8 protein-coding genes are annotated in these 10,690 nt (G+C 28.8%); 3 read left to right on the top strand and 5 right to left on the bottom strand.

Features of this window, described 5'->3' with window-relative positions; genetic code table 11:
- The first annotated feature begins 225 nt into the window (after positions 1-225).
- Positions 226-858, top strand: a complete 633-nt coding sequence (locus ACFDSN_RS05330; protein ID WP_375238800.1) for an NAD(P)H-dependent oxidoreductase — start codon at positions 226-228, stop codon at positions 856-858.
- 5 nt (positions 859-863) lie between these two features.
- On the top strand, positions 864-2,057 hold the full coding sequence (locus ACFDSN_RS05325; protein WP_375238799.1) for a DegT/DnrJ/EryC1/StrS family aminotransferase: 1,194 nt from the start codon (positions 864-866) through the stop codon (positions 2,055-2,057).
- 69 nt (positions 2,058-2,126) lie between these two features.
- Here ACFDSN_RS05325 and ribB read toward each other — a convergent pair whose 3' ends face one another.
- The 5 genes from ribB to ACFDSN_RS05300 form a co-directional block, all read right to left on the bottom strand.
- Entirely contained in the window at positions 2,127-3,275 is a 1,149-nt protein-coding gene (gene ribB / locus ACFDSN_RS05320) for a 3,4-dihydroxy-2-butanone-4-phosphate synthase (protein WP_375238798.1), read from the bottom strand.
- 28 nt (positions 3,276-3,303) lie between these two features.
- Positions 3,304-5,103: an LptF/LptG family permease gene (locus tag ACFDSN_RS05315; RefSeq protein WP_375238797.1), complete on the bottom strand. Its 1,800-nt coding sequence runs from the start codon at positions 5,101-5,103 to the stop codon at positions 3,304-3,306.
- Positions 5,104-5,109: 6 nt separating this feature from the next.
- Complete coding sequence (locus tag ACFDSN_RS05310) at positions 5,110-5,748, bottom strand: outer membrane lipoprotein carrier protein LolA (RefSeq protein WP_375238796.1); 639 nt, start codon at positions 5,746-5,748, stop codon at positions 5,110-5,112.
- Positions 5,749-5,766: 18 nt separating this feature from the next.
- Positions 5,767-8,220: a DNA translocase FtsK 4TM domain-containing protein gene (locus ACFDSN_RS05305; RefSeq protein ID WP_375238795.1), complete on the bottom strand. Its 2,454-nt coding sequence runs from the start codon at positions 8,218-8,220 to the stop codon at positions 5,767-5,769.
- Positions 8,221-8,321: 101 nt separating this feature from the next.
- On the bottom strand, positions 8,322-8,696 hold the full coding sequence (locus ACFDSN_RS05300; protein ID WP_375238794.1) for a diacylglycerol kinase: 375 nt from the start codon (positions 8,694-8,696) through the stop codon (positions 8,322-8,324).
- Between the two features lie 67 nt (positions 8,697-8,763).
- Between ACFDSN_RS05300 and ACFDSN_RS05295 the strand changes: the two genes are divergently transcribed.
- Positions 8,764-10,689: an LTA synthase family protein gene (locus ACFDSN_RS05295; protein WP_375238793.1), complete on the top strand. Its 1,926-nt coding sequence runs from the start codon at positions 8,764-8,766 to the stop codon at positions 10,687-10,689.
- Position 10,690 lies beyond the last annotated feature (1 nt).

Raw genomic sequence — 10,690 nt, 5'->3', positions numbered from 1 at the left:
TGTGACCCTCAACAGTTTTCAAGACTGCCGCATTCGACCACTCTGCCAATTCTCCTGAGTGTCATATACGCTATTAGCGTAATGCGAGTGCAAATATAAAACCCTTTTCCAATCTATTCAAACAAAAAGCGTACTTTTTTAATAATTTTTTAAAGAAAAAGATAAAGTATGTAAATTAATATGTTTAATGTTTTTCTATCATTATTTTTACAAAAAATAGAAGATATGTCAATTATAGAAGCGTTACAATTTAGATACGCAACTAAAAAGTTTGATGATAATAAGTTTGTTTCAGAACCAGATATAAACATTATAAAAGAAGCTTTTAATTTAACGGCTACCTCTTATGGTTTACAGCCTATTAAATTAATTGTTTTGAAAAATAAATCACTGCAATCTGATTTAGTGCCAATAACTATGAATCAAGAACAGGTAGCTCAAGCCTCTCATGTTTTAGTATTTTGTATTGACTCTAAGATAGATGCCAATTATATTGAAACTTATTTTAATCGAATTAAAAAAATAAGACAAACACCAGATGATATTTTAAAAGGGTTTAAAGATTATTTAATTTCTGATTTCAATACTAAAAGCCAAGAAAATATAGAATTATGGGCAACAAATCAGGCTTATTTAGCAATGGGTAATTTGTTAACGGTATGTGCTAATTTAAGAATAGATGCTTGTCCTATGGAGGGGTTTTTATCAAATGAATACGATAATAAATTCAAATTAAAGGATAAAGATTTAAAATCAGTTTTAGTTATGCCAATAGGCTATAGAGCACAAGACGATTTTATGTCTAAATTAAAGAAAGTTAGAAAACCTCTAGATGAAGTAATAATTGATTTAAGTTAAAATATATGCCAGGATTTGAAAAATTTAGTGATTTAGAACGTAAAGAGGTAAATGATGTATTGGAAACAGGAGTTTTAATGCGTTATGGTTTTGATGGTATGCGAAACAATATTTTTAAAGCTAAAGATTTAGAAACCGAAATAGAAAATAAATTTAAGGTTAAGCATGCACAGTTAGTGTCTAGTGGTACAGCAGCAGTATCTGTAGCAATGGCCTTAGCTGGTGTTGGAGCAGGAGATGAGGTTATTATGCCAACTTTTACTTTTGTTGCTAGTTTTGAAGCTATTTTAATGCTAGGAGCAATACCTGTGTTGGTTGATATAGATAAAACTTTAACACTTTGTCCTAAAGCAGTAGAGAAAGCTATTACATCAAAAACAAAAGCTATTATGCCTGTGCATATGTGTGGAAGTATGGCTGACTTAAATGCCCTTAAGTCTATTTGCAATACACATAATCTAAAATTGATAGAAGATGCTTGTCAAGCAATTGGAGGAACTTATAATGGTAAATATCTAGGAACAATAGGCGATGCAGGTTGTTTTTCTTTCGATTATGTTAAAACAATTACTTGTGGTGAAGGAGGAGCAGTTATTACTAACCATAACAATTATGCTGTCAATGCAGACTTGTATCAAGATCATGGACATGATCACATTGGAAAAGATCGTGGCGCAGAAACACATCCATATTTAGGTTATAATTTTAGGATTTCAGAATTAAATGCTGCTATTGGTTTAGCACAGTTTAAAAGATTAGATGAATTTTTAGAAATTCAGAAAAAGCATTACACAATTCTTAGAGAAGAATTAAATGGTAATAATAATATTGAATTTAGGACAGTTCCAGATGGAGGAGTAGAAAGCTATGCATTTTTAAATTTCTTTTTACCAACATTAGATATTGCTAGAAAAGTAATGTCAGATTTTAAGAGTGAAGGCGTAGATGTTTGTTTTCATTATTATGATAATAATTGGCATTATGTTAGAAAATGGGAACATTTAAAAGAAGCTAAAAGTTTATTTCCATTATCTGAATCCGTTAAACAAGGTTTGTCTAAAATTGCTAAGCAAGGTTTTTCTCAATCAGATCATTTTATAGGTCGAAATATTTCTTGTTTAATTAAAATTGGATGGACTGAAGAGGAAGTTAAGAAAAGAGCAATAAAAATGGCAGCTATTATTAGAAAATACAGCTAAAACACTAAACACAAAAAAACGCAGCTTAGTTATTAAGTTGCGTTTTTTTGTATTATTTAAAATTAACTTTTAGTAAGTCACATAATCAACAATTTCTAGACCATAACCAATCATTCCAACTCGTTTGGTTTGTTGAGAATTAGAAATTAGTTTCAGTTTATGAATATTTAAATCATGTAAAATTTGTGCACCGATACCAAAATCTTTACTATCCATTTTGATTTCTGGAGCTTTAACGACTTGATTTGGATTTTGAGCAGCTTTTAATTCTGTTAATCTAGATAATAAATTAATGTTTTGAGATTCTTGATTAATAAAAAGTATAGCGCCTTTTCCATCATTATTAATAACACTAAACATTTGGTCCAGTTTTTTATCAGCGTTATTGGTAAGTGTTCCTAATATGTCGTTGTTTATTAAATTTGAATTCACCCGCGTTAGAATAGCTTCATTTGTTGTCCATTCTCCTTTTGTTAAAGCAATGTGTAATTGTTTATTTGTAGTTTGTTGATAGGCTCTAAGTCTAAATTGACCAAAACGTGTTTCAATATTAAAATCCTCTTTTTTAGTAATTAAAGAATCATGATCCATTCTATAGGCTACTAGATCCTCGATTGATACTATTTTTAAATCAAAGCGATTAGCTACATCTATAAGTTGAGGTAAACGAGCCATTGTTCCGTCTTCGTTCATTATTTCAACAATAACACCAGCTGGTTTTAATCCAGCTAAACGCGCAAAATCTATTGCGGCTTCTGTATGTCCAGTTCTGCGTAAAACACCACCTTCCTTAGCAATTAGAGGGAATATATGTCCAGGTCTTGCTAAATCAAAAGGCTTTGTGTCTTCATTTATCAAAGACTGGATTGTTAAAGCTCTATCTCCTGCGGAAATACCTGTTGTTACACCTTTTCCTTTTAAATCTATAGAAACGGTGAAAGCGGTTTCCATATGGTCTGTGTTATTTGAAACCATTGCGTGAAGATCAAGTTCTTTACAGCGTTTCTCTGTTAATGGTGTACAAATTAATCCGCGTCCGTGTGTTGCCATAAAATTAACCATTTCTGGAGTAACCATTTCTGCAGCAGCTAAGAAATCACCTTCGTTTTCTCTATCTTCATCATCAACAACAATAATAACTTTACCAGCTTTAATATCGTTAATAGCTTCTTGAATTGTATTTAATTTTAAATCTTTTTGTTGAGTAGTTGTGCTCATAATAGTTTCTATTATTTAAATATAGATCTTATATTGATTTTTTATTTAATTGATGTAAAAAAGGATAAAAAACAAAACCTAATATTTTCTGTCCAATTGATGGATTTGCTCTATTAAATAAACGTCTATATTGCTTTATAAACTGTTCAGATTTTAGCATATAAACCACATAGATTATTAAGCAAATTCCGCTAATGTTTATACTTGCCATTGCTAATGGTAATTGCTTATTATTTTTTAATATAAAATATGCTAAAAACAACACAATAGTAATAATGTATGTTGAATATGCAATTTTTGAAGTTGTTTTAAAATTAGTTTTATACTGATTTAACTCGTGTAATTCCGTTTTATTCAAATCTTTAATAGCAATTCTTGTTTTAGTAAATTCATTTGTAATTTTTTTATTTGATTCAATTTTAAACCATTTTTTTAATTTATTTGTAATGTGGTCAAATTCAAAAATACTACGATCTGCTTTTGCTCTAGTTGTTAAAAATATACTTAGAGGAAGCATAACTAGTGTAGAAAACCAAGCGGCTAGTACAGGGTTTAAGTTACCCGTTTTAGAGCTGTTTTCTGCAAATAATCCCATAAAATGATAGGTTAAAAATAGAACTATTGCAATTACCATTGGTAATCCAAGTCCACCTTTTTTTATTAAAGCACCTAAAGGTGCACCAACAAAAAATAAAATAATACAAGCAATTGCTAATGCAAATTTTTTATGCAATGCTATTCCATGCCTATTTAATAAAGAGTTTTCTGTTTCTAAAGTTAAGCGCTTTGTTTTTAACATTTGCTTTGTACTTGCTAATGTGTTTATAGCATAGTCTAATAGCTGTGTTTGTTTTTTGTATGTAAATAAGTCTAATATTTCTCCTTTATAAGCAGAATCATTTTTTACCGTTATTGTTAAATCAAGGTTTTCTAGGTTTGTACGTTTGTATAAAGAACTAGAAAAAGATTTATAATTATTAGTTCTTTGTTTCTTTAAAGAATCTATTGAGTAGTTTAAATCAACTATATCTAGCATACTATATCTACCTGTTACTTTTTTCTCGTCTAAATCTATTTTATTTAATTGAGATAGATCTAAGTTTTTAACGTACTTTTTAAAGTATGTTTTAACTAATGGTTTGTAGTAATCTTTTCTGTTTTTAGATGGTGTATCATCATAATAATAGCCGTCAAATAGAATAAGTTGTAAGACGTTAGAGTCTTTAGAACTTAAAAGTTCTCCGTTTTTTGCAATAGTTGTAATATGATTTTGAAGTAATCTTCCGGATTTTTGATGTATAACAATATCTTTTAAAAACTCTCCATTTTCACCAGATTTTTCAGATACTTTTATATTAAAATCTTCCCCTATATTATTAAATTGTCCTTCTGCAATTATCATTGCAGGTTTCTTTTTTGCTATATTTTTTCTAAGATTATGACTTTCAAATTCTGCCCAAGGAATAATATTATTACTAAAAACAAATGTAACTAAGGAGAGTAATACTATAAATATGCTAAGACTAGCCATAGCACGTTGTAATGAAATACCTGTAGATTTCATTGCTGCAAACTCGTAGTTTTCCGCAAAAGTACCAAAAACCATAATGGAAGATAGTAATATGGTAAGAGGTAAAATTAGTGGGATTAAAGTTGGAGTTATATAAAATAAAAACTTTAAAATAGTTAATATGTCTAGATCTTTACCTGCTAATTCTTTTATATAAAGCCAAATTGCTTGTAATACAAAAATCAGCATGAGTATAACAAACACGCTGATAAAAGTTTTTAAAAAGGTTTTTAATATGTACCTATCTAGTATTTTCACAAAAGGTTAATCCAGATTGTTAATATAGTAATCGCTATATTTTGAAGCATCAAAGGTAAATAAGGTTTTCGACAATGTTTCGTTTGTTTTAAAAGAATTAACAGTCAAGGTAGTTTTGGTGTCGTTTTTACCCATTTCTATTAAGTTGTAAATGTGCTTAGTGTTATTGTCTATACCTAATAATATATATTTAATTTCAGAATTGCTATCAATAGGCGTTAGCTTTACGTACTGAATTTTTCGTCCTCGAACATTTTGAATAATATCCATTTTATAAGTATATCCATCTTCATAAAATGATAGCATTCTGCTTGGTGTAATAGTTGCTTCAGTTTCATCTTCTTTAGAAATACTAACTTCTTCATCTTCGGGAGAAATACTATATAGTTTATTTCCATCAAATATTCTAGTTAAACCTAATATGTTTAAACGATACTTATCACCAGACATTACAACATCTCCACGAGTTTCTTGGTGAATATTTTCTTTAGTATTATCTAAAACATATTTAAAATCTATACTTATATTTTTGTAAGATTTTACTTTTATAGAAACCTCAGTAAGTAATGCTTTTGCAGAATTATTGTTTTGAGCAAAACCTAAACTTGATATTAAAATACTACAAATAAGAATGATTTTTTTCATAATCTAACGTGTTATAATCTATTGTTTTTCGTTTTCTAATAATTGATCTAGAGCAATAAAATCTGGAACTAAAACTTGCCTTGCCTTACTACCTTCAAATCCGCCAACAATGCCTGCAGCTTCTAATTGGTCTATAATTCTTCCAGCTCTATTGTAACCTAATTTAAGTTTACGCTGTAATAAAGAAGCAGATCCTTGTTGTGCTGTTACAATAATTTCTGCAGCTTCTCTAAATAGTTTATCTCTATCGGATATATCTATATCAAGATTTGTGCCACCTTCGTCACCTACAAATTCTGGAAGTTGGTAAGCTTCTGGATAAGCCTTTTGTGCACCAATATAATTTACAATTTTTTCTACTTCAGGTGTGTCAACAAATGCACATTGTACCCGAATCATATCATTACCTTGAGTATAAAGCATATCTCCACGACCAATTAGTTGATCTGCTCCTCCAGCATCTAAAATAGTTCTAGAATCTATTTTACTAGAAACTCTAAATGCTATACGAGCTGGGAAATTAGCTTTAATAATACCAGTTATTACATTAACAGAAGGTCTTTGTGTGGCAATTATTAAGTGTATTCCAATTGCACGAGCTAACTGTGCTAAGCGTGCTACAGGTGTTTCTACTTCTTTACCAGCAGTCATAATTAAGTCTGCAAATTCATCTACAACTAAAACTATGTATGGTAAATACGAATGTCCATCATTAGGGTTTAGTTTTCGGTCTTTAAACTTCTGATTGTATTCTACGATGTTACGACATAATGCATTTTTAAGCATTTCATAACGATTATCCATTTCAATACATAAAGAATTTAAAGTATGAATAACTTTAGTGTTATCTGTAATAATAGCATCGCCATCATCAGGAAGTTTTGCTAAATAATGTCGTTCAATTTTATTAAATAAAGTTAATTCTACCTTTTTCGGATCTACTAAAACAAATTTAACTTCGGCAGGATGTTTTTTGTAAACTAGAGAGGTCAAGACAGCATTTAACCCAACAGATTTACCTTGTCCAGTTGCTCCGGCCATTAATAAGTGTGGCATTTTAGCTAAGTCAACAACTAGGGTTTCATTACTAATAGTTTTTCCAATAGCAATGGGTAAATGCATTTCTGTTTTTTGGAATTTTTGCGATGCAATTACAGAGCGCATAGAAACTATAGTTGCGTTTTTATTAGGTACTTCTATACCAATGGTTCCTTTTCCTGGGATTGGAGCAATAATCCTAATCCCTAATGCAGATAAAGACAACGCAATATCATCTTCTAAGTTTTTAATTTTTGAAATTCTAACTCCAGCTTCTGGAACAATTTCATATAATGTAACTGTTGGACCAATAGTAGCTTTAATACTTGCAATACCAATTTTATAATTATTTAATGTGTCAACAATTTTATTTTTATTTTCTTCTAATTCATCTTTATTTATTGTAACACTTTCATTGTCGTATTTTTTAAGTAAATCTAAAGGTGGAAATTGATAATTTCCAAGTTCTAGTGTTGGATCAAACTCTCCAAAATCTTCTACTAATTTACCTGCAAGGTTGTCTGTTTCAGATTTTTCTTCACCAATTTTTTCAACTTTAATTTCGACAGTTTCTTCTTCTTCTTCTTTAGGGACTTCAATTTGAAAATCACTTGTGGTTTCAATACTTGACATTTCAGTAGGTTTCACTGTTGTCTGTAATTCTATTTCTTCAGTGTTTTCGATTTCTAAAGTATTAGATTCTGGAGAAGGACTAAGTGTTGCTTCCGTATTTTTAATACTTTGTTTTATAGCTTCAGCTTCATCAGAAAGCGTATTATCTATTGGGACAAAGTCTTTTTGAGCTTCGTTAAAATCTTCTTTAATATCTTTTTTAGCGTTTTTAAATAAAGCTGTAATGTTTTGAGGTGTTACTTTAAACCTAATAGCTAAGTATGTTATAAATAGAAATAATAGTAATAAAGCTGTTCCAATTTTCCCAATATATATTTGAAGAAATGTATTTAATTCAAAACCAATTACACCACTAAGTAAATCATTTTCTTTTGTAAAAAAACCAAACAAAACTGATAACCATGTCATATTTAAAAGTCCCCAAAACCATTGTTTTTGTATGCGTTTTTTTGAAGCATTAGTAAATACATAAATACTAGAAAGTAATGTAAGACCAGAAAGTAAAAATGCTGCAATACCAAATCCTTTTAAAATAAAAATATGGCTTAGCCATGCACCAGACTTATTCATCCAATTTTTAGCTTCAATTGTTTTGTCTGTAAACTCTGAAATGGTACTTTGATCTGCTTGACCTGTAAATAAGAATGAAAGGAAAGACACAAAAAGAATAAGTCCTAAACAGCCTAATAGACTTCCTAAAATAAGTCGATGCTGATTTGTAAGTTCAAATTTTGGAAACTTAAAAGCTGGCAATTTAGTTTTAGACTTAGGTGTTTTTTCTTTTTTAGAGGTTTTTGCCATTTCAAAAATTGGGTTTTAACAAAAATACAAATTCATTATTGTTATACTAAACAATTACAGATATAAAAAAGTCACTTTAGTAGAACTTATTAACAACAAATTTAACTCATAAACTTTGGAATATAAATAATACATCCAACAATTATTGCGGAGAATGAAGCTATACAAACTGCTCCAGCAGCAACATCTTTAATTACACCTATTTTGGTATGGTGTTCTGGGTGAATAAAATCAGCTGTCTTTTCGATTGCCGTATTTACGCCTTCAATACTCATAACAAGTCCAATAGCAAAAGTCTGTAAAATCCACTCTAAAGAAGATATCTCAAAGTAAAACCCTAAACCAATCGTTAATAAAGCAATAAAAAATTGAACTTTTATACTCGCTTCATTTTTTAATAAATGTAACATACCTTTAAAAGCGTAGCCAACACTTTTAATTCTATTAACTAAGAAACTTTCTTTTGTTTTATTCATAATAGATTTAGATTACATTCTAATTTAGTAATTTTGTATAAATTTAATACAAATATAAACTTCCTGAATGATTTTTTTTGGCAGATTAGAAGAATACATCATATTTTTTTATAGACTTTTATTAGTATTCTTTTTTTATCAATTAGCGCGTGTTTTATTTTATATATATAACCTAGAATTAATTGATATAAATTCGATATCTGATTTTTTAAACATTTGTTATAGAGGTTTTGCTTTCGATACTACTGCAATCCTTTATATAAACTCTTTATTTATTCTTTTTAGTATACTTCCTCTAGTTTTTAATACCTCTAAAAGATATCAAAAAGTACTATTTTATTTATATTTTATTACAAACTTAATAGCATATGCTTTAAATTTTGTAGATTTTATATATTATAAATTTACGCAAACAAGAACAACTACAGCAGCTTTAGAAGCTGTTCAAAATGAATCTAATGGCTTGGGGTTGTTTTTTGTTTTCTTAAGAGATTACTGGCATGTGTTTGTGTTGTTTTTTATTGTTGCATTTATATGGATTAAAGTTTATAAGCTAATAAAATTTAAAAACCATTTAACCACTAATTCTGGTTTAGGATATTTTTTGAGTTCTGTTGTTATATTCCTTGTTATTGCAACATTATGTATTGGTGGAATTAGAGGGGATTTTAAACACAGTACTAGACCAATTACTTTAGTAGATGCAAGTAGGCACGTTAAAATATTATCACAAGCAGATATGGTTTTAAATACACCATTTGCACTTATTAGAACTATAAATAAAAATTATTTTAAAAAACAGAATAAAATTTCTGAAGACATTGTTAAAACTGTTTTAAATCCAATAAAACAATATAATAATGTAACTAAAGATAAGCCAAACGTTGTTATTTTAATTGTTGAAAGTTTAAGTAGAGAATATATTGGTGCATTTAATACTAACACCAACATTCCAAACTATAAAAGTTATACCCCTTTTTTAGATTCATTAAGTCAAGAAAGTTTAATATTTCCTAATACTTTTGCAAATGGTAGAAAGTCTATTCATGGAATGTCTTCTGTATTAGCAGGAATTCCATCATTTAAAGTTGCTTACACATCATCACCTTACTCAAATCAGGATACACAATCTGTAGTTTCTATTTTAAATGAAATGCATTATGATACTTCTTTTTTTCATGGTGCTCCAAATGGTTCTATGGGGTTTTTAGGTTTTAGTAATATTCTTGGTTTTGATCATTATTACGGTAAAACAGAATATAATAATGACGATGATTTTGATGGGCTTTGGGGAATTTGGGATAAACCTTATTTAAAGCATGTTAACTCTGTTTTAGCTAAAAAAGTAGAACCATTTATGGCTACAGTATTTACGTTATCTTCTCATTCACCATATATAATCCCTAAAAAAGATAAAGGTAAATATCCATTAGGAACTTTGCCAATGCATAAATGTGTAGGTTATACAGATAATGCTTTAAAAGAATTTTTTAAAGAAGCTAAAACAAAAGAATGGTATAATAATTCTGTTTTTGTAATTACCGGAGATCATACAAATTTAATAGATTATCCATATTATGCTAAAGCATTAAACAGGTTTTCAGTTCCAATTATTTTGTTTTCACCAAAAGGAGATTATAAAGGCGTAAATAATTCTTTAGCTCAGCAAATAGATGTTTATCCTACCATTGTAGATATAGTTGGTTATAATAAACCAATTAGAAGTTGGGGTAGAAGCGTTTTAAACGATACATTAGTTAAACCTTTTGCCATTACAAATAGTAGCTCTACATTTCATTTGCAACAAGATGATTATATTTATGTCTTTGATAGTGAAAAAGATATTGGTTTTTATAACATTGAGGATAAAGGATTAGAAAAACCACTAAAAAAAGTATCAGACTCTATAAAAAATACATTAAGAATTAAAGCAAAAAGTTTTATTCAGGATTATATGAATAGAATTATTGATAAAAAATTAACAGCAGAATAAA

Origin of the sequence: Aurantibacter sp. (assembly GCF_042094015.1) — a bacterium.
Lineage (GTDB): Bacteria > Bacteroidota > Bacteroidia > Flavobacteriales > Flavobacteriaceae > Aurantibacter.
Note: the sequence above shows the minus strand (reverse complement) of the source record. Positions and strands in the feature narration are given on the sequence as shown.

Bases quoted from the DNA above. Each gene is read 5' to 3' on its own strand.
- ACFDSN_RS05330 (WP_375238800.1), top strand. From the start codon at position 226: ATGTCAATTATAGAAGCGTTACAATTTAGATACGCAACTAAAAAGTTT.
- ACFDSN_RS05325 (WP_375238799.1), top strand. From the start codon at position 864: ATGCCAGGATTTGAAAAATTTAGTGATTTAGAACGTAAAGAGGTAAAT.
- ribB (WP_375238798.1), bottom strand. From the start codon at position 3,275: ATGAGCACAACTACTCAACAAAAAGATTTAAAATTAAATACAATTCAA.
- ACFDSN_RS05310 (WP_375238796.1), bottom strand. From the start codon at position 5,748: ATGAAAAAAATCATTCTTATTTGTAGTATTTTAATATCAAGTTTAGGT.
- ACFDSN_RS05305 (WP_375238795.1), bottom strand. From the start codon at position 8,220: ATGGCAAAAACCTCTAAAAAAGAAAAAACACCTAAGTCTAAAACTAAA.
- ACFDSN_RS05300 (WP_375238794.1), bottom strand. From the start codon at position 8,696: ATGAATAAAACAAAAGAAAGTTTCTTAGTTAATAGAATTAAAAGTGTT.
- ACFDSN_RS05295 (WP_375238793.1), top strand. From the start codon at position 8,764: ATGATTTTTTTTGGCAGATTAGAAGAATACATCATATTTTTTTATAGA.